The organism is Bacillus haimaensis, from assembly GCF_048270625.1.
Taxonomy (GTDB): domain Bacteria; phylum Bacillota; class Bacilli; order Bacillales; family Bacillaceae_I; genus Sutcliffiella_A; species Sutcliffiella_A haimaensis.
On record NZ_CP158164.1, the window covers coordinates 1,748,771 to 1,771,357 of the forward strand.

Below are 22,587 nucleotides of genomic sequence, written 5' to 3' on the forward strand. Positions count from 1 at the left end.
AAATTTTTTCATGAATCTATCATATTATAAGTTCTTTATATAGAATTAACAATATGAAAAAAAGGACTATTCTATCATTTTCATAAGAGAGTTTTCTTAGTATAGCTTCCTGTAGTATAAACCTTATTGCCTATAAATATGGTTTATCCAAATAAATTTTAGTAGAATATGAATTTCTCCAAACTTCCGAGAAAATTCTCAATTAAGAATTATATTCCTGAAAATAGTACCTAATCTTAAGTACAGTTCCTATTTATTAAGAATTTTCTGAAATTATTATTGACAACGCTTTCATAGATTAGTTACGATTCTCTTGTATACATATTTAGGGGGGGATATGGGTGAATTCCATATGGTTGGCGATTATTGGTGTTTTTGTGTTTGCTGTGGGTTACCGTTATTATTCTAAGTTCATCGCAGAAAAGATTTATCGCTTGGATCCAAATTATGTTACACCTGCCCATCGATATGAGGATGGTGTGGACTTTGTCCCGACAAAGAAAGTGGTTCTGTGGGGACATCATTTTTCCTCGGTGGCAGGAGCTTCACCGATTCTTGGACCTGCCATTGCCGTGTACTGGGGATGGGGACCTGCGTTCCTATGGGTAGTCCTTGGCACTGTATTTGCTGCAGGAGTTCATGACTTTGGTACACTTGTCCTATCGGTTCGCAACAAAGGACAATCAATCGGGACTATTACTGATCGTCTCATTGGAAAGCGTGCGAAAATGCTGTTTCTATTTATCATCTTGATTCTTGTGTTAATGGTAAATGCAGTATTTGCATGGGTCATTTCCAATCTTTTTATAAAATTTCCGGCATCTGTTCTGCCAATCTTTATCGAAATTCCTATTGCAATTTGGATAGGTTATGCCGTGTATAAAAGAAAAGCGAAAATGCTTATTCCGTCTATCATTGCATTAGCAATTATGTATGGTACAGCTATATTGACGAGTAAAGTACCAGCCTTACAGATTGATCTAGTAAGCTATTTCGGTGGAGCGGACAACACTGTCATGTTTGGTCTGGACGCAGTATCCATGTCTTTCTTTGTATGGATTATCATTCTTCTTATTTATTGCTATTTCGCTTCCACATTACCCGTCTGGAAGCTTTTACAGCCGCGTGATTACATTAACTCACACCAATTAGTCGTAGGGTTAATCATGCTTTATGCAGGCTTGGTATTTTTACGTCCAGAGTTGACGGCACCTATGACAAATGAGGTAAGTGATGTTTCTTGGTTTCCCCTGCTCTTTATAACTATTGCTTGTGGAGCCATATCCGGATTCCATGGATTGGTTGCTTCCGGTACAACGTCCAAACAGTTGGACAAAGAGGCTGATGCAAGATTTGTTGGTTATCTCGGGTCAGTGGGGGAAGGGATCTTAGCCTTAATTTCCATCATCGCTGTAGCTACCTTGTTTGCAAACGCGGCAGACTTCAGAGCAGCCTATTCCGATTTCGGTGCTGCTAGCTTGGGTGGAATGGGGAACTTCATTAATGGAGCCTCCCAACTTGCTACAGGAATATTCATCCCAGCAGACATTGCACGGACGATTGTTACTGTCATCGTAGTAAGTTTTGCTGCAACAAGCTTGGATACTTCTCTTAGATTGATGCGATATATCATCGCTGAAATTGGAAGTGAATACAACTTTAAACCACTAACAAATATGCATGTTGCTACCTCCGTAGCTGTAGTGTCGAGCGCTGCACTTGTACTTCTTCCCAAGGGGCCGAATGGCTTTGGATCAGGTGGTTACCTGTTATGGCCTTTATTCGGAACAAGTAATCAACTGTTGGCAGGAATAAGCTTACTTCTGATATCCATATGGCTAAAAAGGCAGGGACGAAATTTCTTCTTCACCTTCGTACCAATGGTTTTCATCTTCGTGATGACCTTGTGGGCGATGATTAAACAAGTAGTTTTCCAATGGTCAGGTCTCGGAGAACCTGATGCTAATATGCTCTTGTTCATTCTTGGCGGAATTATCCTGGCATTTGTATTCTGGATCATTCTCGAAGCCTTCAAGGCATTTATAAATAAAGAGCAGACACCACCAATCGATCCATCCATGTAAAAAGAATAAGAGGATGATCGTTTTTATGGATCATCCTCATTTTCATTTCAGAAAGGAGCTTTTATTTGGAAATTCTTGAGCTGTTAAAAAAAGTGGCTTCTACCTATGATGAAATATTGCAGCAGCCCCATCGTACGGAAATAGCAAGGGAACTGCGTGATGAAGAAGATCTATTCACTCTATTATGTTTTTCCGAAATGCTTGGCCTTCCAAACCCTGCGTTTTACTTTACACTTGAGCTTTATCCTTTTGTCATTGAACGATTTCATGATTGGCATTTACGGATGGGGATGGAAAAGTCTCCATTGAACGGAATTCGATGCTGCTAGGAGGAGAATTATGCAGAGTACACATAAGAAAATAATGTTTGTTGGAGGGAAGGGTGGTGTGGGAAAATCAACAACCGCTTCTGCCATTGCGCTTAAATTGTCTAATGAACATAAAAAGGTGTTACTGGTTTCAACTGACCCGGCTCATAATGTAGGTGATATCTTTCATGTATGTCCGAAAGATTCTATTTTGAGGATAAACGACCATCTGTCCCTCCTTGAAATTAACCCACAGACTGAATCAAAACGATACATATCTGAAGTGAAAGACAATATTAAAGGACTAGTAAAAGCCACTATGCTTAATGAGGTATACCGTCAGATTGATTTGGCCAGCGCATCACCCGGTGCAGATGAGGCGGCCCTTTTTGATAAAATCACCTCAATCATACTCGATGAATTAATTAACTACGACCATATCATCTTTGACACAGCGCCAACAGGGCATACCATTCGATTGTTGACGTTGCCTGAACTGATGAATGTATGGATAAGCGGACTGTTGGAAAAAAGAAGAAAGGTCCAGGACAATTACACTCAATTGCTTAATGATGGTGAGCCAATTGAGGATCCCATATTTGAGAAATTGCAGACAAGGAAACAGAAATTTGCAAAAGTCCGGGATGTACTGCTTGATTCAGCCATCACGGAATATACATTTGTTCTCAACGCAGAGCGGCTGCCCATCATTGAAACAGAAAAAGCCATAGCTGTTTTGGAGAAAAACGATATCCTTGTATCAACAATCATTGTCAACAAAGTCATTCCTTCCCATGCAGACGGTGATTTCATGAAGAACCGGCGGGATAATGAGGCGCAATATCTGCAGCAGATAACACACAAATTCCAAAAGCAGGAAATTATCCATATTCCCTTGTTTGAACATGATATTTCATCAATCAATCATTTGGAAGCATACGCTGATGTACTTGTAGGTCTCACCTTTAATAGAAAGTGATTTGCCAGGAAAGTATGAATCGTAACTCCTTAGTTATACTAAAAGTGAAATGTCATAACTTAGGAGTTACGCTCATGATATTAGCTTTTTCCATCACTTTTGCCGTTTCCATCCTCATATTGTTATTTTTTCACCTCTACAGAAGAAGGTTTTCTGCCTTTGAACTCGTATTATTATTTCTTCTTACATCCTACCTTTGTCAAAATACCTTTTATAAATTATTTTCTCCATATGACCGGATTAGTATCGCGGATAGTCTATGGGCTAAAATCTCTGTAAAGCTGCATTTCGGTGTCATTTTACCTGCTTTGTTAATAGGGATATTATACTTGTCACTATCAAAAAACGAATTATCTAAATCATTCAGTATTATTGGATGGGTCGCATTTATTGTAGCTAGTGAAAGATACTATCTATCCATGGGCATTCTGGAACGAAATAGTAAAAATTGGTATCCGGTAATCGATATTGTATTCGCTTTGATCGTCGTATTTATTACCTTTGTCATTAAGAAGTATATCAACCGACTGTTAATGAGAGAAAGGATGCAGACATGAATAATCTGTATTCAAACATCATGGATCCAATTTTACCGAAGCAGTTTGATAAGAATGAAATATATACCATTGTTATCACCATATTCGTACTCAGTTTACTTTACTACTTGCTGAAAAGAGAGAGGCAATTGTCGGCATTGGAGGTTTTCTCTGTTTATTTGTTCAACCTTTTTCTTACTACAACACTCGAATCTCTTTTTGCAGAACCACCTCTGGATATGTACGATACAATCGACTACGCCCATGCAGCAGAAATTTTTGATGTAATCCTGCAGACATTGGTATACCCACCGCCTATTGTCATTGCAATCTACTTTTACTCGAAATATCAACCGAATTGGCTTATCTACACTCTATGCTGGGGAATGATCCTTACTACTTTGGAACTGATATCCTTACAATTCAATCTTTTTCAATTCAAGAATTGGACCTCACTCTATTCCTTTTTCTTTTACGTCTTTATCATGGCACTGAATATTCTCTTCTTCACCAAAGTTAGATCAGTGACCAAATTCATCCCACATAAGTATCTTCGTTGAGGAAAAGATAACTAGTAAGACAAAAAACAAGGTGAAAATAATGAAAATACTTTGCATAGATGGAGGAGGCATAAGGGGTGTTTTCGCCATCGCTATATTACAGGCTATCGAAGATCAGTATAACAAGCCGATTTCGGAACTCTTTGATGTCGTTGCAGGTACAAGCACAGGATCTGTCATTGCAGCTTCAGTATGCTTAAAAATGGAAATGAAAAAAGTACTGGAGAGCTATATAAATTCTGGTGAGAAGATATTTATCAGGCAAGCCAAAGTGGGGCTTTTTAAGAGCATCTACAGCGATAAATATCTTAGAAAATTTTTAACTCAGGCTTTCGGTGAACGAACATTGGCTGACATATCTACCCCATTATTGATACCTGCAGTTGATGTTACTCATGGAAGACCTTTTGTTCATAGATCCAATTATGGAAATAAAGATTCGAAGGACCTAACGATCAAGCTTTGGGACGCAGTTTTATCTTCCTGTTCCGCACCCGTCTACTTTCCACCAAACAATATCGGCAATCACTATTTATCAATCGACGGTGGGCTTTGGGCAAATAATCCATCGATGGTTTGTATTACAGAGGCCTTGGGGTACTTTAAACTCGGTCTAAAGGAAATTAACATATTATCAATTGGTACTGGCCTTCAGAAAATTGATTTTACTATATCTGACAACAAATACTGGGGCGTAAAACAATGGCTTCCTTTTCATATTCCATCCATGAAGGTGACACCTAAACTATTGGACCTTGCTTTGCAGTTGTCATCTGAATCCGTTACCTATCAGTGTAAGCAGCTGCTTGGCGGGAATTATCTCCGCATTAACAAAGAACTCGGTGGGGAGGTGCCTTTTGACGACATTACCTTCATGAATGAGTTAATAGAAGCAGGTAGAAAGGCCTTTATCGAACGAAAAGATGAGATATCTGATTTTCTTGCCATGGACTAATTGTTTTTTTCCTAGGTGGAAGGGGTACTATAAAAATAATAAAAGCACTACCACATTTAGTGCTTAGGAAAAAGGGGGAAGTAACTTTGAAAATCACTCCAGAGCAGAGAATCACGCTTCATGAATTCAATAACCTCACTAAATCGCTCAGTTTCAACATGTATGATATCTGCTATACGAAAACAAAGGAAGAGCGTGAGGCCTATATTGATTATATCGATGAGCAATATAATGCCGATCGTTTGACAAAGATACTGACTACAGTTGCCGACCTGATTGGAGCCCATGTGCTTAATGTAGCCAAACAGGATTATGTGCCTCAGGGAGCGAGTGTGACTGTACTTGTTTCAGAAGGTCCTGTGGTGGAAGTGCCGAATGAATCCTATGAAGAATCTCCCGGACCGTTACCTGATAATGTTGTAGTTCAGTTGGACAAAAGCCATATAACCGTTCATACCTATCCGGAGTACCACCCAGTAGAAGGAATAAGTACATTCCGCGCTGATATTGATGTTTCCACATGTGGAGAGATTTCTCCTTTGAAAGCTCTGAATTATCTCATCCATTCTTTTGAAACGGACATCATGACGATGGATTACCGTGTCCGTGGGTTTACAAGGGATATCAACGGTAATAAGCTATTCATCGATCATGATATAAATTCGATACAAAACTACATACCAGAAGATGTGAAAAGTCTCTATGATATGATTGATGTGAATATCTATCAGGAAAACATCTTTCACACTAAGTGCCGACTAAAGGATTTTGACCTGAATAATTATCTTTTCGGATTTTCCAAAGAATCGCTGAATGATGATGAGAGGTATGAAATTACTGAAAAACTGACAAATGAAATGGATGAAATATTCTATGGAAAGAATATAAATTTCGGACATACCGATTAAAAACATAAATTTCTTCACCAAGCCTCCGCCTATTCTAGCGGGGCTTGTTTTTTTAAGAATAAATAAGGATATAGTAAGAATTTCCTAGTATTTTACAGAAGAAATATAAATAGTAAAAAACAGGGAGGGGACACGATGGCAAAATTGATTGTAATCTATGAAAAGCCTCATGATGAGGAGGGATTTAATACTTACTATCAATCCGAACATATTCCATTGGTACAAAAAATGCAGGGACTTAAAGGAGCATCAATCCATAAAGTCGTACAGTCCATGAATACCGATCTTCATTTATATGTCATAGCAGAACTTGAATTTGATAGCGTGGATTCTGTTTTACAATCACTGGGTTCTCCTGAGGGGCAGGCAGTACAACATGATGTGCAAAATCTTATGAAATACTTGAATAAACCACCGATTATCTCAATTACAGAATAATAAAAAAGCGAGACAACCATTAAAAATGAAAATGGTCGTCTCTTTTTTTTCAAACAGATATTCAAGAATTATTGGATCCAGGAAGGCTTTACTAGGAATTAAGCATTAATTGAGGCATAATAGCTTTTGTATACAAATGCAAAGGAAAAGGTGTTAATTATGCAAAAGTTCGTTGTTATTGGCGGAGGTGTCCTTGGTGCCTCGACAGCCTATCACCTGGTGAAAGCTGGAGCGGCTGTCACCCTCATCGACCGCTTTGATAAGGGACAGGCAACCGACGCAGCAGCAGGAATCATCTGTCCGTGGATTTCACAGAGGAGAAATAAAGCATGGTATGAACTAGTTAAGAACGGAGCACGATACTATCCAACACTCATCGAAATGCTTCAAGCTGATGGGGAAACCGAGACGGGCTATAGCCGGGTTGGGGCAATCAGTTTACATAAAGAAATAGAAAAGCTTGAAAAAATGGCGGAAAGAGCCAAAAAAAGACGAGAGGACGCACCTGAGATAGGGGAAATCTCCATTCTTTCACATTTAGAAGCAAAAAGGCTTTTCCCTCCTTTAGCAGAAGGGTATGGGGCAGTTTTTGTAAGTGGTGGGGCAAGAGTGAACGGTCGGGCTTTAAGAGACGCCTTGCTAAATGCTTCCAGAAAGCTTGGCGTAAAAGTAATGAACGGAGATTCTGAAATTGTACACAGAGAAAAGACAGTAATAGGGGTAACAGTCAATGAGAATCAGTTTTATGATGCAGACATGGTAATTGATACAGGAGGTGCCTGGTCCAAAAAGACGATTGAACCGCTTGGAGTTCAATTTGCAGTGGTTCCCCAAAAAGCACAAATTGTCCACTTGGAACTTGAAGAAGAAGATACTGCAAAATGGCCGGTAGTAATGCCTCCTACAAATCAATACATCCTTGCCTTTGAAAACGGCCGGGTAGTGATAGGAGCCACTCACGAAGATAATACTGGCTTTGACACTCGTGTAACAGCAGGCGGAATACATGAAATACTAGGAAAAGCACTTGATGTGGCGCCTGGATTGGAGAATGGCACCCATATTGAAACACGAGTTGGCTTTCGACCTTTCACTCCAGGTTTCCTGCCAGTTATTGGAGCCCTCCCTTCGTATGAGGGGATCCTTGTGGCAAATGGGATGGGTGCTTCAGGATTGACCAGTGGACCTTTTATGGGAGCTGAGTTGGCAAGACTCGCCCTTGGTCAGCCGACCGTTCTTGAACCCATGAATTATAATGTTGGTGGAGCATTGCTGTAACACTCAAACAACTCATAGCTTTTCCACATGAGATGTGGTACCATTTAGCTCTACAAGAAAAGAGGACGTGACTAAACGTGATTAATATCAGCATACCTAAACCGAGCGTGTCCATTACGGAACGCCAACAAATAAGAAGAAATGACGAACCTATCATCACACCTGTCTCCGGGTTTATTGACCTGCATCAGATCCCAAGAGATAAAGCCGGGATTTTCATGTTCTTTAATATCAATGATGAACTGCTTTTTGTCGGAAAGGCAAGAAAGCTTCGTCAGCGCGTAAAGAAGCATTTGGAAGATAACGTATCTCCAATAAAGAACCACCGTGATGAAGTATACCGAATCGACGTCTGCATCGTGGAAGATGCGATGGAGCGCGAGATTTATGAAACCTTCATCATCAATGAGCTGGAAGCAAAATATAATGTAGAAAAAGTATTTTATAAGTAATGGGAAGTCCTCTTCGTTATGAAGGGGGCTTTTTATTAATTTATAAAATAACTACATCTATACATAACAGATAAGGAACTAGCGGAATATTAAAGATGCTCTAGAAAGAATAAAATATGCTTACATAGTACTTCATTGAAATTAAAAGATTTGGTGGTTTGGATATTGCAGAAAAAAAGAATAAAACAAAAAAGTTTTGTACGATGGTTATTTGAGGAAATTAGGGATTCGATAATCTTATCCATCCTCTGGAACATCATTGTTTTCATTCCCAGATTGATTATCCGCTTATCGAAACATTTTTTATAGAACAAAGCTACTTTTAAAATACATGTGGTTATCGTTCCACAAAAAGTTTAGAAAACTCAGTTGATTGAAGTGGAAGGCACGGAGACTCCTGCGGGAGGAGGCTCCCGGACCGCCTAAGGATAAGCGCAGTGCCTGGAACGGAAATCAACGGGCTTTATTATACAGACAAACAAAAAACTGTAACCAACCTCGAATTACCCTCTCGTCATCAGTCTGAGTCCAGCATTCGATAATTGCTGGACTTTTTGCATTTTAGGAAATAAACACCATTTTCTAACTCACAAGTGAATTATTATCCAATTTACTGGAATAATAACAAAAATATCCTATGCATACTAAAGAATAAATAGGTGAATGTAATGAAAAAAAGACCTATAAAAAAACTGATCAATCATGATCCTCCAGAACCTAAACCTATTGAGGCGGTGGAGGAGACCAAAACTTTTGATCAATTACTAGAACTCTTCAAGAAATCCGACGACTTTGTAGATTCGTTCTATGAGCAATGTAAAACACCATTTCATCTCTATTATTACAGCTCTTTGGTTGATAAGGATATCATTCAAAAGGAGATACTTCCATATTTTCATAAATACGAAGTAGAAAAGATGGAAGACCTGCCTTTGACTATACCTATTGATGACATTAAGATGACGGACGATTGGGATGAAGTTCAAGAAATGCTCCTGTACGGCTACGTTGGCATTCGTTTATCACATGAAACAACCACTGTAGCATTATTACCGGCTATAGCTAATAAGGGACGGCAAGTTTCCCTACCGGAAGTGGAATTCAGCGTTGTAGGGCCAAAAGAATCTTTTGTGGAATCATTGGATGTAAATTTAAACCTGGTTCGAAAAAGGCTGCCTGTACCAGAGCTGGAAGTGAAAGAATTTACTGTTGGCAAGTTATCCAAAACTAGAGTAGCAGTTTTATACTTGGAGGATGTTGCAAATAGTGAAAATATACACACGGTCATTCAAAGAATAGAGGATATCTCATTCGATCAAATTAATGACAGCTCCTACATCACTCAATTAATCCAAGATAATAACAACTCTCCATTCCCACAATTTATTGACACAGAACGGCCAGACCGGGTTGCATCTGTATTGGCTGAGGGGAAAATTGTCATTCTTGTGGACGGTGCGCCACATGGGCTGATTGGTCCTACGACGCTCTTTGAGTTCTTTTCTGCATTTGAAGACTATTTTCTTAATTGGATCATCGCATCCTTTTTCCGTGTCGTTCGTCTTTTTGCTGTCATTTTCTCCATATTAGTGACACCTATCTATGTAGCCGTATTGACCTATCACTATGAATTGATTCCAAAAGATCTCGTAAGTACCTTGGTCACGTCGAGAAATGCGATACCACTGCCTCCCATACTAGAAGCAATCATTCTGGAACTGGCAATAGAGTTGTTAAGAGAGGCAGGGGCAAGACTACCGACAAAAGTCGGTCAAACAATCGGTATCGTAGGTGGGATTGTAATTGGAACTGCATCTGTGGAGGCTGGGCTGACAAGTAACGTTTTACTTATTATCGTGGCACTCTCTGCATTGGCATCTTTTACCACGCCCGTCTACCAAATGGGTAATACGATAAGATTGATCCGGTTTCCATTTCTCATTTCAGCTCACTTTTTAGGCTTATTAGGAGTTACATTATGCTTTTGTTTTTTGCTTATTCATTTACTTCGATTGACTTCTTTAGGGAGGCCTTTCTTGGAACCTATAAATCCTTTGCGTCTTGCAGACATGAGAGATGCAATCATCCGATTACCTTTTTCTCTACAATCCAAGCGACCTATTGAGGTTCAGTCGGAAGATACGGTCAGATTTGATAATAAGAAAAACAAGAAAAAGAAGCTGAAAGATATTGATGAGTATTACTGATAGGAAGATGGCAAATGAAAAAAGGAATCCCTGAAGTTTTTCAAGTATCTCCATATTTTGTGTTTTTTCTCGTACACTCCGTTCAAATTGGTGTCGGGATTTTGGGATTCCAGCAAAGCCTGGTTTCTACAGCAGGAAATGATTCTTGGATAGCTGTTATCACTGCAGGAATCGCTGTTCATATTGTCATCTGGATCATCTTCCAGTTATTAAACCGTGCTGAAATGGATCTTATCGACATAAATAAATTTGTATTTGGAAAATGGCTTGGTAGTTTTTTTAGTCTTATTTGGATGTTCTATTTCCTAAGTGTTGGATTTACTGTTCTCTATTCCTATTTTGAAGTCATACATGTTTGGATGTTTCCAGAAGTAAATAACGTATTGTTGTCTATTCTTCTTGGGGTTCTCATCGTGTACACAATCCTAGGGGGCTTTAGAACAGTAGCGGGAATCTGTTTTCTTGGGGTGGTGATACCGGCATACTTGATTTTCACCTTTCTTTTTCCCATTCCATATACCCAAATCATTTCTGTTTTCCCTATTTGGAACCACAGTATAAAGGATATGTTACTGGCTTCCAAGGAGATGACACTTAGTTATCTAGGTTTTTCCACCCTTTTGATGTACTATCCTTTCATAAAGGAGGCAAAAACGTCCCATAAATGGGCTCAGATGGGAGCATTATTAACCCTTTTAACCTATCTTCTTATCACAATTATTTCATTAAGTTATTTTAGTGAAGAGCAACTGGTAAAACAGATCTGGGCAACATTAACCTTATGGAAAATAGTTGAAATGCCAGTGGTGGAGCGCTTTGAGTACATTGGTATCACATCCTGGGCGCTCATCATTCTACCAAATGTTTGTTTATTATTTTGGGCGTCAACAAGGGGCCTGAAAAAGATACTGGGAGTTAATCAAAAGTATACATTGTTCGGATTTGTATTGTTGATGATTATCCTCAGTACTTTTTTTCAGAAAAGGGAGCAAGTTGCCATGCTAGGTAGCTGGACCAGCAAAGTCGGCCTTTATTCTGAATTTGGCTTTGTGCCTTTACTATTTCTACTATACCTTGTTGTGTCCAAGGTAAGGAGGAAGAAAAGTTGAAAAAGTATTTGTGCTTTTGGCTTTTTACTTTCACTTTAATATTATCAGGCTGCCTAAATCAAAAAATATTGGATGATGTCCAATTGGCGAGTGCTGCTGGATTTGAATTGGGTGAGGATGAGGATACCATTTTCGCTACCGCTGTATTTCCCGTATATAAGCCTGATTTAACAGTGGAAAACAAAACGTACACCTCTTCCTCGAAGCTTAGTAAAATCATTAGAGACAAATTAAATAGAAAGTCTCCCAAACCGTTTGTAAGCGGGAAGATTGAAGTAGCATTATACAGTAAAGAGCTTGCTGAAAAAGGAATTTTTGACATCATCGATACGTTCAGAAGGGATCCTGCCACTGGAGCTAAAATGTTCCTTGCTGTAGTAGAAGGAGACCTTGGTAATTCCCTGAAGATTCAATACGGAGAAACAGATAATGGAATGTTTCTTTCCAAATTGATTCAGCATAATATTGAGAGTGGCATTCTCCCGAAAACCAATTTGCATCTTTTTACCAAGGCCTATAGGGAAGAAGGGAGGGACCCTATTCTTCCTTACTTGAAATTAACCGACAAAGAAGCTGACATACAGGGAGTTGCTCTTTTCAAGGAAGATCAATTCGTTGGATCGATCGAAGGGGAAGATGGTTATATATTTATGTTCTTGATTGAAAAGTTCACTTCAGATGCTTCCATGAGCGTCAAGTTAGGTGACGATGGGGTATTTGCATCTGTTTTTCATATTGATTCAAAGAGAAAATATGAAATAAAAAATATAGAGAATGGTCCAGATATTACAATCAAAATTAAAACGAATGCAATCATCCAGGAATATTCAGGGGATGACATTACCTCGAAAGTAAAAAAACAAATTGAACGGAGTATGGAAGAGGAAATTGAAAAGAAAGGAGAGGAAATGATAAAAAAGTTTCAAGGTTTGAAAATTGACCCGCTTGGTATTGGATTTCAGGTGAAGCATCGCTCAAGAAATTGGTCGAAAGAAAAATGGGATGAGCTCTATCCTTCCATTCAGGTTAACGTAGAAGCTGAAGTGGAAATATCGGAAGCTGGAGTAATAAGCTAAATATCATATCTAACTCTATCTTAAAATAAACGTGCTTATAGTCCCACAAAAAATTTAGAAAACTCAGTTGATTGAAGTGGAAGGCACGGAGACTCCTCGAAAATGCGAGCATTTTCTTCGTGCGATGTATCGCTGCCGCAGCCTTCCTTGTCCTGCGGGAGGAAGGGACAAGGGAGACCCCACAGACGCGTAAGCGTCGAGGAGGCTCCCGGACCGCCTAAGGATAAGCGCAGTGCCTGGAACGGAAATCAACGGGCTTTATTATACTGGTACACAAAAATACTGTATACAACCTCGAGTTTGTCCAAAGTCTGAATCTCTGTCAATGGCAGAGATTTTTTGTTCTAAAACCATTTTACTTTTCTTAAATTATCTATTGAAAAAGCAAATTATTTCTCGAAATTTGCTAGATTAATGGTAAAATAGTCGATATGACAACATATGGAATATAAATATTAGGGGGATATGAGGCATGAATGAATTAAACAGACCAAAAGGGTTCGGGCAGATATTGGATGTCACGTTTAGACTTAGCAGAACCCGTTTCAAAGATTTTTTCTTAATATTACTAATCCTTTTAGGTCCTGTCTACCTGATACAGGCTCTTGTTCAATTAGCAACAGGCACCAGCTTTTTCAGAGAAGTGGGGGAGGGTAACGGATGGTTGGAACAGATGGTTGCAGGCTTGGAAGCAAGTGATCCTGCATTCAGTTCCAATTTAGCTGCTGATATCGGTGTCATGTTGGTAGGATTGATTAGTTTATTTCTTTATCCTGTAGCACAGGCTGCCATTCTATATGGTGTAGACCACGTTCGGAAAAACGAGGAGTTTACTTTTGGCACATTGATTAAAAAAGGATTCTCCCGTTTCTGGGCCATTACCGGAAGCAGTATTCTATACGGTATCATTGTTTTTGGATTGATAGTCGGAACTATTTTATCCGTGGTGCTAATGAGCCTCGTTTTCTTTGCAATTGATCCGGTAATCGGCGTTATTCTGACAATTCTACTATCCATCGCATCAGCATTATTTGTCGGCTATTTTTCCACTCGCTGGAGCTTCTATTTCGGTTCGGTTGTCATCGATAGAAATTCCCCGGGCTTAAGTCGCAGCTGGAAGCTGAGCCAGGGTCGTACATGGGTGTCCATGGGACTTTACCTAATCTTCTTTTTAATCATCAGCTCCATTACATTTGCCATAGAACTTTCATTCGCACTTTTGCTTGGTGGAAGCGTCTTGCTAGGTCTTATTGTCAGTTTAGCTACTTTATTTACTACTCTCATCATGTCAGTCGGCTATGCTGTCATGTATTTGGATTTAAAAAGTCGACACGATGCTGATGACCTAAAAGATCTCATTAACGACTACCATGTCGGGCAATAACATTTGTCCTAGTGAAAGACAGGTGATGATGTATTGATGAAGGAAGAAAAGGCAAGAGAAGAGTTAAAGGAGATACTCAGCAGGAACGAGTATCAGGTATATTACGAGGATAAAAGAAATACATTGCAAGTTTTATGGGATGACGTAAAGGCTTGGCTGGCGGATATGCTGGCCAAGTTCTTTCCATCATTGGAGGCGACAAGTTCTGTTGCTGGTAATATTCTTATCGTGATTATTTCGGTTGCGATCGCTATATTAGCGATTATATTCATCTTTTTCGCTGTAAGATATCGTCAGAGAAGGACCATAGGTAAACAGCAGCCATTTCAATCTCCAAATGAATTGGAATGGAGTTATCAGCAACATCTCAAACATGCATTGAAACAAGAGGAATTAAGTGATTTCAGCTTATCTACACGCCATCTATTTCTCGCACTTCTACTCTATTTCCATGAAAAAAGCTGGTTGGAAGCGAAAATCTGGAAAACCAACTGGGAGTATTACGAAGAGCTCCGATCCGCAAAAAAAGATAGCGCAGATTTATTTTTCAACTTTGCCCTACTTTTTGATCGAGCAACCTACGGAAAGCAGCAGATTCAAAAAGAAGAGTACAGCCTTTACCGGGATAAGGCTTTGAAATGGTTGGAAGGAGAAAATGAGGATGTCTAAAATGAAGGCTCTTTTCTTAAAGTTTGTTGCTATACGCCCGTAAAAAATAGGCACTTGGATTTTTTACAGCATTTCTCTCCATATTATTCAAAGTGATAAAGACTCTACTACACTGAAAAGAGCACGAGGACTAGTAATATAACGTGTTGACTTTGAATACGTCAAAAACAACAATTTATGCGAAAACGGCCAAAATGGAAGGAGGAGGAAGGTAGAATTGCTACAAGTACTATCAAAAAACCGCGGATGGATTTGGTTTGCCGCAATATTAATTCTATTTTTGCTTTGCAGTTACTTTATCCTTTCAAAAGGGGCCAAAACCTATTTGCCCTATGACTCCCATTCCCCTTCACCTACAGGTATCAAAGCTTTTTATACATATGCACAAAAGGAAATTGGAGGAATTCAAAGGTGGGAGGAACCGCCAAGCAAGCTTTCCGGCTTGGAAAATCAGCTGCTTTTGATGGTGGAGCCCTATTCCGTCCCAAACCAGGAAGTCATGGAAGAGTATATTGCATTTATGGATCAGGGTAATACCATTCTGCTTCTTATGAACAACCCGGACTCGATGTTCGGTCTTAACACCATTTATACTGAATTCCCTTCATCAGAAGGGCAGATTTTCAAGGAAGACTCTAAGGAATATCGTGCTCAAAACTTTTCACCAGTTCGAATAGAGGCGGAAGAAACAGATGAAATTCTACTGAATGATGAACAGGGAACGATTGCATTGAAACGGACTTTTGGACAGGGTTCTCTCGTTGTTTCCAATACACCGGGATGGATTACGAATGATGCAATTTTGAAAGAAGGGCATTTGGAACTTCTGTTGTACTTACTGCAGAAGGAAAATCAAGAACTGAATATGCTGTTAATTGACGAGTATATACATGGTGAGAACAGTGGTTCCACTTTCGCGACCACATATCCTCAATGGTTTATTATAATCATCATTCAAGGAGTGTTATGGACCATTCTCTTATTATGGAATCGTGGGAAGAGATTCGGTCCTATCCTCGTGTCCAGAGAGGAAACTGTCCGTTTCAGTGATGAAAATTTGCAGGCTCTTGCAGCCTGGCATATAAAAGGGAAGAGATATCAGGATTCCCTTGCCATCCAGGCGGACTACCTCAAATTTGCATTTCAAGAAAAATGGGGCATTCCATCAAGTAAAGACTGGCTGCAACGTGCCGACCAGCTTGAACGAAAATCTAAAACAATCGATCCAAAGAGTGTGAAAACATTTTTACATGATTTAACAAATATATTAGCAAAAGAGAAGATAACCAAACAGGAATATATGTTCTGGTCAAAAAAATTGGATCAACTTAGGAAAGAGGTGGAGGAAGGATGAAACCTGAATTAGCATCCTTACTTGAAAAATATGAACAACGAATCTTGGGACAATCTTTAAATCTTAAACTCTTGCTTTCTTCTGTTCTTGCAGGTGGACACGTGCTGTTGGAGGGAGTACCCGGAACCGGGAAGACGCAAATGGTACGATCGCTTGCCAGCCTACTGGGCGGAACGTTTGCACGTATCCAGTTTACCCCGGACCTACTGCCAAGTGATATTACAGGAAGTACCATCTACAATATGAAAGAAGGTTCCTTTCAGACGCTGAAGGGTCCGATCTTCACAAACATTCTTTTAGCAGATGAAATTAATCGTACCCCTGCCAAGACGCAGGCAGCCTTACTTGAAGCAATGGAAGAGAAGCAGGTAACCATCCAGGGGGATACATACCCTCTTTTCGATGTATTTTTTGTTGTTGCAACACAGAATCCGATTGAATTTGAAGGTACATATCCATTACCGGAAGCACAACAGGACCGCTTCCTATTTAAATTGCATGTTAATTTCCCAACCTTGGAAGAGGAGACGAATGTATTAAAGCAAGTGATTGAAAAAAACTATGACGCCGGTAACGTTCAGCCAGTTTTAGATATGGAAACCTTTTTATCCATCAGAAGAGAAATTGAAATGATAACAGTCAGCGAAAGTGTGCTTCATTATATTATGAAGATAGTAAGGAAAACAAGGGAAGCAGACTCCATCCGTTTTGGGGCAAGTACTCGGGCCGGAATCTCCATCGCGAAGGCAGCACAATCCTTTGCATATTTAAGTGGCCGGGATTACGTTACGCCTGATGACGTTAAGATTGTAACAAAGCCTGCTTTGCGCCACCGTATCCAATTATCTCCACATACGGAATTGGAGGGATCTACTGTTGACCAGATCATTGAAGAGCTTGTGGGGTCGATTCCTGTTCCGAGATAAGGGGATTGTTCCAACCAATCGATTACTTATAGTATTCGCCATTCTTACAGGAATCCTTCTAACAGCGACAATATGGAATTTGCCATGGTCATTTGTCCTACTTGCCAATATCTTGGTACTTCTGTTCAGCTTGGTAGATTTGATCTTTTCCCCCAATAAGAATCAGCTTCTGGTGAAACGCTCATGTCCGACTGAAATGGAGAGGGGCATCAATTATGAGGTACCAATCACGATTCAGAACGCATCCTCCTATGATGTGAATGTTAGAATCATAGACGGTCTGCCACAATCATTCGAAAGGCCATTTCCATTATCAGGAAAAGTAGATAAAGAGACTTCGGTAAAGTTTGATTATCGGACAAAAGCACCGGTCCGTGGCGATTATCAGGTTAATAAAATGTACATCCGTTACCGAAGTTCATTGGGGCTATGGGAAAAACAAATCTCCATTTTTTTACAGGAGAGCATCAAGGTGATACCGGACATGACCCAAACCAAACAATTTTTGGAGGATGCCCAAAAATTCTTAAACTACGAAGGCATAAAAATCAGAAAATATAAAAGTGGAGTAGGGGAATTTTCAAAGATCCGCTCCTATGTGGTAGGGGATGACCCACGAAAAATCAACTGGCGTCAGACCGCTAAGTTGCAAGAAGTTATGACAAATGAATATGAACCGGAGCATGGAAAACATATCACCATATTGATTGATTGCGGAAGAATGATGGGAGCTGAACTGAAAAGTGGAAACCGATTGGAAAAATCCATCGAGGCTGCCCTGACCGTGACCGCTGCTGCATTACAAAAGGGTGATTATGTAGCAGTTCTTGCATTCTCCAAAAAGGTGAAAGTTTATATTCCACCAGCTAAAGGTATGTCTCATCTTCAAACCATTCTTCAAGGTATCTATAATCTGGAAGTGGACGCTGCCGAATCCAATTATGGGGAGATTTTAAATTATCTTCAGCTTGTACAGAAAAAGCGCAGTCTCATACTGTTATTCAGTGATATTCAGACTTTTCTTCATGAAGAAAGTGCATTGGTATATCTGAAAAGATTGAGACAAAGGCACTTGTTCCTGATGATTGGAGTGGAGGACGACATGCTGGTGAGTAGAGGCAAAGAGGCACCTGTAAATGCACAGCAAACCATGGTAAAAAGTATCGCACAGCAGCAGATACTTATCAAGAAGGATGGAAAAGCAAAATGGGAAAAACAAGGCCTCCTAATGGTGGAGGCCCAGGAAGAAAAGCTGGCAACAACTGCTGTATCCTATTATATTGATATGATCAATAGAGGATTATTGTAGCAGTTGCTCCTGCTTTTGAAGTTTCATTTTCGCAATACCGATATAGAGGATTAACCCGATAACAGTAAGGACAGCTACAAAGTATTTCGCTTCAAACGAAATGGCGGCAGGTGTGATGAATCCTTCAATTACACCTGCAATGATGAACAATGGAATCGTTCCAAGTAAAAGCTGAACAGACCGTTTTGCGTTTTCTTTCAACTGGTAGCCTCTTGAATAAGGACCAGGTACAAATAGCCTGTAGCCCATCAGAAGGCCTGCTCCACCTGCAATGAAAATGGCGGTAAGTTCAATCATTCCATGAGGTACGATGTATGCCCAGAACTCATAGGTTTTATCATAGTGCCAGAATAAGGCTGCAATGGCACCAACAATAATCCCATTATAGATCAATACATACACGGTAAGAAGACCAAATGTAATTCCTCCGGCAAAAGCAAGGAAAGCTACCTGAATATTGTTTGTCATGATGGACGCTGACATTAGGGGTGCATCCACGTGACCCTCATTTGCACCAAGCTGTTCCGGATCGAAGCTGTTGGCCATTCCGGCAGGCAGCACCGAGTATAGTAGAAGCTCATCATTTGCCACAGCCGCATAGCTTCCAAGAAAACCGATTGTGAAAAGCGCCATAGCGATGATGACGAATTTCCATTGTTCAATCAGCAGGCCAACAAATTTCACTCCAAAGAATTGACGTGTCTGTTTCCAGCTCGAAACCTGATCCTTATATAGCAGGTTATGAGATTTGGAGACAAGGCCATTCAAATACTGCGTAACTTCTTCATTAGGAAAATAGGTTTGACTATAGGAAAGATGCTGTGCTGCTTTTCGGTAAAGACGATGAAATTTGCTGATTCTTGTTCCAGTGATATTTTTACTCTTATGTAGTTCTGTCACGATTTCTTCGAGTTCTTTCCATGCATCTCGATGCTGATTCACGAATTGTTTTACATTCATACAGGTTTACACCTTCTTGTCATTTATTGTTATTAACCTTTATTATAGTAATATTATAGATAAATAGAAACACTATTGGTAAAATTTATCCATGAAATGAGGTAATACCTTTGAACGCTGAGCAAGTGGACATAAAAACACCAGAATATGTATCTTTACAATTCCAATCTGCAGGTCTTGGAAGCCGCGCAGCCGCGTTTATCATTGATCAGATTATCCTGTTGATCGTCAATATTCTCATCATCATAGGATTGTTATTCATGATCAATGGAACTTTCATGGATTTCTTTTCCGCTAATATGCCTTCCTACCTTGTTGCGGCGGCAATCATTTTAATTTTCATCATCAGATGGGGTTATTTCTTCGCATTTGAGTATTTTTCAGGGGGAAGTACGCTAGGCAAGAAGATGCTGGGAATTCGAGTAATCCAGGAAAATGGTCACAGCATTACCCTTCTATCGAGCCTGATACGCAACCTCTTGCGTATCATTGATAGCCTGCCGATGAACTATCTGGTAGGCATGTTGATGATTTTCTTCCACACCAAGCATAAACGTCTTGGAGACCTGGTGGCAGGTACCATTGTAGTCCACGAAAGACGGAAGAAGAAAAAGAAAATGACTGCAATTGAAAAAGAAATCCATAACCGGGGACTATCCCGCGAGAATCTACTGTTGAATGAATACGATTTAAAACGATTCAACGAAAAAGATTGGAAGCTTTTGAAAACCTATATAAACCGTTTCCTTCAGCTTTCTGTTGAGGAGAGGATACTTTTGACCAGACAGGTTGCTGAAATTGTAGCCCCAAAGCTCGGAATGACGGTTGGGGAAACAGGCTACGAGGAGCTAGAGAATTTATTGCTTGTCCTTTATCTATTGTTGAAGGATGAATGGGAGTTTGAATTGTAATATAAAATATTGTCAATCTGCTTAGTCCAATTTCTCCTTGTGGGAAATTGGACTTTTTTAAACTTACATGAGTTTTTCAGGTAATCAGTTTGACTTTATTTTATAGGTTTGATATATTTATCTCGAATTCAAGATATATTTTTTTCACTCGCAAAGATTATTCTCAAAACAGGAGGTAATATAAATGAATGGTTTAAAAGGCATTCACCACGTTACTGCCATTACGAGCAGTGCTGAAAAGAACTATGAATTTTTCACTTATGTATTAGGGATGAGACTCGTTAAGAAAACTGTAAACCAGGATGACATCCAGACATATCATCTTTTTTTCGCCGATGATAAAGGGAGTCCTGGGACAGATATGACTTTCTTTGACTTCCCGGGAATACAAAAAGGCTCTCATGGTACGAATGAAATATACCGGACTGCGTTTCGAGTACCAACAGATGCGTCCCTCGACTATTGGTTAAATAGATTTGATCGCTTGAAGGTGAAGCATTCAGGCGTAGAAGAGCAGTTCGGAAAAAAGGTGCTGAATTTTGTTGACTTTGACGATCAGCAATATCAATTGATTTCAGATGAAAAGAATAAAGGTGTCGCTTCAGGAACTCCATGGCAAAAAGGGCCGGTACCTTTAGAGCATGCAATCACAGGTTTAGGTCCTATAACAATAAGAGTGGCTAACTTCGATTTCTTTAAAGAAGTGTTAGAAAAGGCGTTACTTTTTAAACAAGTATCACACAGAGGATCCACCTACCTTTTTGAAGTTGGCGAGGGTGGAAATGGTGCTCAGATAATTGTGGAACATAACAAGGATCTTCCTCAGGCAATGCAAGGCTATGGTACAGTTCACCACGTAGCATTCAGGGTGGAGGACCGTTCTGTTATCGAGGAGTGGGACCAAAGGCTGAAGAGTTTTGGATTCCATACTTCCGGTCATGTGAACCGTTATTTCTTTGAATCCTTATATGCTCGAGTAGCACCTCAAATATTATTTGAATTTGCGACAGACGGTCCAGGATTCATGGGTGATGAGCCTTATGAAACACTTGGAGAAAAATTGTCTCTCCCTCCCTTCCTTGAAGCGAAAAGAGAACAAATAGAAGGTTTTGTTCGTCCTATAAATACCGTAAGAAGCACTATCGACTTTAAAAAAGAATAAATAACACAAAGTCCATCCCCCTTTCAAAGGGAGAATGGACTTTTTTATCTTTTTTGCAATTTGATAGGGATGGGAGAAAATTAGAAACGTTTTTTATACCCATCCTCTTAGGTAGATACGGTAGATTTACAGCTATCAAAACTCTACCAAAATACCACTTTCAGAATAATCCCATATACAATTGCAAACAGGAAGGAGGTCAAGGTCCCAAGAAGAAAGTACTCCGCCCAGTCACGATCATCCATCTGCTTGAAACGGGTCAAGGATTTGGCGGCAACGATAAATCCGACCGCAGAGAAGGAGCCCATCAGGATGAGTGCCACTACAAGCAACCGCTCGAGATAGCCGATCACTTTTCCCCGAGATAGGTCCTGATGCTTCATTACCATATATGTATACTCCTCGGATAATCTTTTTTGACTTGTGGCGCTTATTTCTACATCACGAAGTGTATATTTCCCTTCGAAGAGAGAGAGATGCCGTGTCAAGGAACCAAGCAGAATCTTAATAAAGTGACCTGTGACCGACGTAATTAAAATAAACATGATAATGATAAAAAGAATGCTGTCTATCAATGATTTGTCGACAATCATTCCATCTTTCAAATGCAAGTTTACTAAAATAGTATCAAACAAGTGATAAAGGTTCACCTCAAGGAAGAAATAGCAAACTGCTAAAATAGTAAACAGGTGTAATACTTGATCTGCTACGAATAAGGCAAGATTCCAGCCATTTTTTTGCTTCATAAAAGTTACTTTTTCCTGCAGGTGCATTTTGGCCAAATCAATCAGCGCATGGAAAATAACGATTGATAAGGTAGGAGAAAGTACGGTCACGATGAAATTTGAAAAATTCTGCAAATAATATAGGATGCACAGTGTCACGATGGTGACTAGCGTGTGATGGAATAGATGGAGTTTCAGGAACTTCTTTTTATCGTTCACCATCTTTTCCGTCTGAAGGTAAAAATCCGCTATAAGGTGTGCAAGTATGAGGCTAAGAACAATCATAGTTCCGCTCCT

Annotated in this window: 22 protein-coding genes; 20 read left to right on the top strand and 2 right to left on the bottom strand. The window is 39.7% G+C overall.

The window, feature by feature from the left end; translation table 11 throughout:
* The first annotated feature begins 341 nt into the window (after positions 1-341).
* From ABN702_RS08880 to ABN702_RS08965, 18 genes are all read left to right on the top strand, one after another.
* Complete coding sequence (locus ABN702_RS08880; RefSeq protein ID WP_417900337.1) at positions 342-2,084, top strand: carbon starvation protein A; 1,743 nt, start codon at positions 342-344, stop codon at positions 2,082-2,084.
* Positions 2,085-2,155: 71 nt separating this feature from the next.
* Positions 2,156-2,413, top strand: a complete 258-nt coding sequence (locus tag ABN702_RS08885) for a cory-CC-star protein (protein ID WP_417900867.1) — start codon at positions 2,156-2,158, stop codon at positions 2,411-2,413.
* A gap of 10 nt (positions 2,414-2,423) precedes the next feature.
* Positions 2,424-3,371, top strand: a complete 948-nt coding sequence (locus ABN702_RS08890; protein ID WP_417900338.1) for an ArsA family ATPase — start codon at positions 2,424-2,426, stop codon at positions 3,369-3,371.
* Positions 3,372-3,445: 74 nt separating this feature from the next.
* Positions 3,446-3,928 carry a hypothetical protein gene (locus ABN702_RS08895; RefSeq protein WP_417900339.1) on the top strand — a complete coding sequence of 161 codons (483 nt, stop codon included), beginning with the start codon at positions 3,446-3,448 and terminating at the stop codon, positions 3,926-3,928.
* Entirely contained in the window at positions 3,925-4,467 is a 543-nt protein-coding gene (locus tag ABN702_RS08900; protein ID WP_417900340.1) for a hypothetical protein, read from the top strand. Before ABN702_RS08895 ends, ABN702_RS08900 begins: the two co-directional genes overlap by 4 nt.
* Positions 4,468-4,507: 40 nt before the next feature.
* Positions 4,508-5,422, top strand: coding sequence for a CBASS cGAMP-activated phospholipase (locus tag ABN702_RS08905; RefSeq protein ID WP_417900341.1), 915 nt, complete (start codon positions 4,508-4,510; stop codon positions 5,420-5,422).
* Positions 5,423-5,508: 86 nt separating this feature from the next.
* Positions 5,509-6,330: an adenosylmethionine decarboxylase gene (speD, locus tag ABN702_RS08910; protein ID WP_417900342.1), complete on the top strand. Its 822-nt coding sequence runs from the start codon at positions 5,509-5,511 to the stop codon at positions 6,328-6,330.
* Between the two features lie 135 nt (positions 6,331-6,465).
* Positions 6,466-6,768, top strand: coding sequence for an EthD family reductase (locus ABN702_RS08915; RefSeq protein ID WP_417900343.1), 303 nt, complete (start codon positions 6,466-6,468; stop codon positions 6,766-6,768).
* 159 nt (positions 6,769-6,927) lie between these two features.
* Positions 6,928-8,046, top strand: coding sequence for an NAD(P)/FAD-dependent oxidoreductase (locus ABN702_RS08920; RefSeq protein WP_417900344.1), 1,119 nt, complete (start codon positions 6,928-6,930; stop codon positions 8,044-8,046).
* Positions 8,047-8,123: 77 nt separating this feature from the next.
* Positions 8,124-8,498 carry a nucleotide excision repair endonuclease gene (locus ABN702_RS08925; protein ID WP_417900345.1) on the top strand — a complete coding sequence of 125 codons (375 nt, stop codon included), beginning with the start codon at positions 8,124-8,126 and terminating at the stop codon, positions 8,496-8,498.
* 668 nt (positions 8,499-9,166) lie between these two features.
* Complete coding sequence (locus tag ABN702_RS08930) at positions 9,167-10,705, top strand: spore germination protein (RefSeq protein WP_417900346.1); 1,539 nt, start codon at positions 9,167-9,169, stop codon at positions 10,703-10,705.
* A 14-nt stretch (positions 10,706-10,719) separates the two neighbouring features.
* Positions 10,720-11,814: a GerAB/ArcD/ProY family transporter gene (locus ABN702_RS08935; protein WP_417900347.1), complete on the top strand. Its 1,095-nt coding sequence runs from the start codon at positions 10,720-10,722 to the stop codon at positions 11,812-11,814.
* Positions 11,811-12,890, top strand: coding sequence for a Ger(x)C family spore germination protein (locus ABN702_RS08940; protein ID WP_417900348.1), 1,080 nt, complete (start codon positions 11,811-11,813; stop codon positions 12,888-12,890). Before ABN702_RS08935 ends, ABN702_RS08940 begins: the two co-directional genes overlap by 4 nt.
* 472 nt (positions 12,891-13,362) lie before the next feature.
* The gene (locus tag ABN702_RS08945) at positions 13,363-14,274 is read left to right on the top strand and encodes a hypothetical protein (RefSeq protein WP_417900349.1); all 912 of its coding nucleotides are present in this window, start codon (positions 13,363-13,365) and stop codon (positions 14,272-14,274) included.
* 33 nt (positions 14,275-14,307) lie between these two features.
* The gene (locus tag ABN702_RS08950) at positions 14,308-14,943 is read left to right on the top strand and encodes a DUF4129 domain-containing protein (RefSeq protein ID WP_417900350.1); all 636 of its coding nucleotides are present in this window, start codon (positions 14,308-14,310) and stop codon (positions 14,941-14,943) included.
* Between the two features lie 217 nt (positions 14,944-15,160).
* Positions 15,161-16,297 (top strand): DUF4350 domain-containing protein, encoded by a 1,137-nt coding sequence (locus ABN702_RS08955; RefSeq protein ID WP_417900351.1) that lies wholly within the window; start codon positions 15,161-15,163, stop codon positions 16,295-16,297.
* Complete coding sequence (locus ABN702_RS08960) at positions 16,294-17,223, top strand: AAA family ATPase (RefSeq protein ID WP_417900352.1); 930 nt, start codon at positions 16,294-16,296, stop codon at positions 17,221-17,223. The genes ABN702_RS08955 and ABN702_RS08960 overlap by 4 nt, the downstream gene beginning before the upstream one ends.
* Positions 17,174-18,532, top strand: a complete 1,359-nt coding sequence (locus ABN702_RS08965; protein WP_417900353.1) for a DUF58 domain-containing protein — start codon at positions 17,174-17,176, stop codon at positions 18,530-18,532. Before ABN702_RS08960 ends, ABN702_RS08965 begins: the two co-directional genes overlap by 50 nt.
* Here the strand turns inward: ABN702_RS08965 and ABN702_RS08970 are convergent.
* On the bottom strand, positions 18,524-19,492 hold the full coding sequence (locus ABN702_RS08970; protein ID WP_417900354.1) for a stage II sporulation protein M: 969 nt from the start codon (positions 19,490-19,492) through the stop codon (positions 18,524-18,526). The genes ABN702_RS08965 and ABN702_RS08970 overlap by 9 nt on opposite strands.
* Positions 19,493-19,602: 110 nt before the next feature.
* On the opposite strand from ABN702_RS08970, the gene ABN702_RS08975 reads away from it, so the two are divergent.
* Together ABN702_RS08975 and ABN702_RS08980 are read left to right on the top strand one after the other, a co-directional pair.
* Entirely contained in the window at positions 19,603-20,403 is an 801-nt protein-coding gene (locus tag ABN702_RS08975; RefSeq protein ID WP_417900355.1) for an RDD family protein, read from the top strand.
* A gap of 184 nt (positions 20,404-20,587) precedes the next feature.
* Entirely contained in the window at positions 20,588-21,565 is a 978-nt protein-coding gene (locus ABN702_RS08980) for a ring-cleaving dioxygenase (RefSeq protein ID WP_417900356.1), read from the top strand.
* A gap of 143 nt (positions 21,566-21,708) precedes the next feature.
* Here the strand turns inward: ABN702_RS08980 and ABN702_RS08985 are convergent, their stop codons facing one another.
* A complete protein-coding gene (locus ABN702_RS08985; RefSeq protein ID WP_417900357.1) occupies positions 21,709-22,575 on the bottom strand; it encodes a DUF3307 domain-containing protein in 867 nt (288 codons plus the stop codon).
* Between the last annotated feature and the right edge of the window lie 12 nt (positions 22,576-22,587).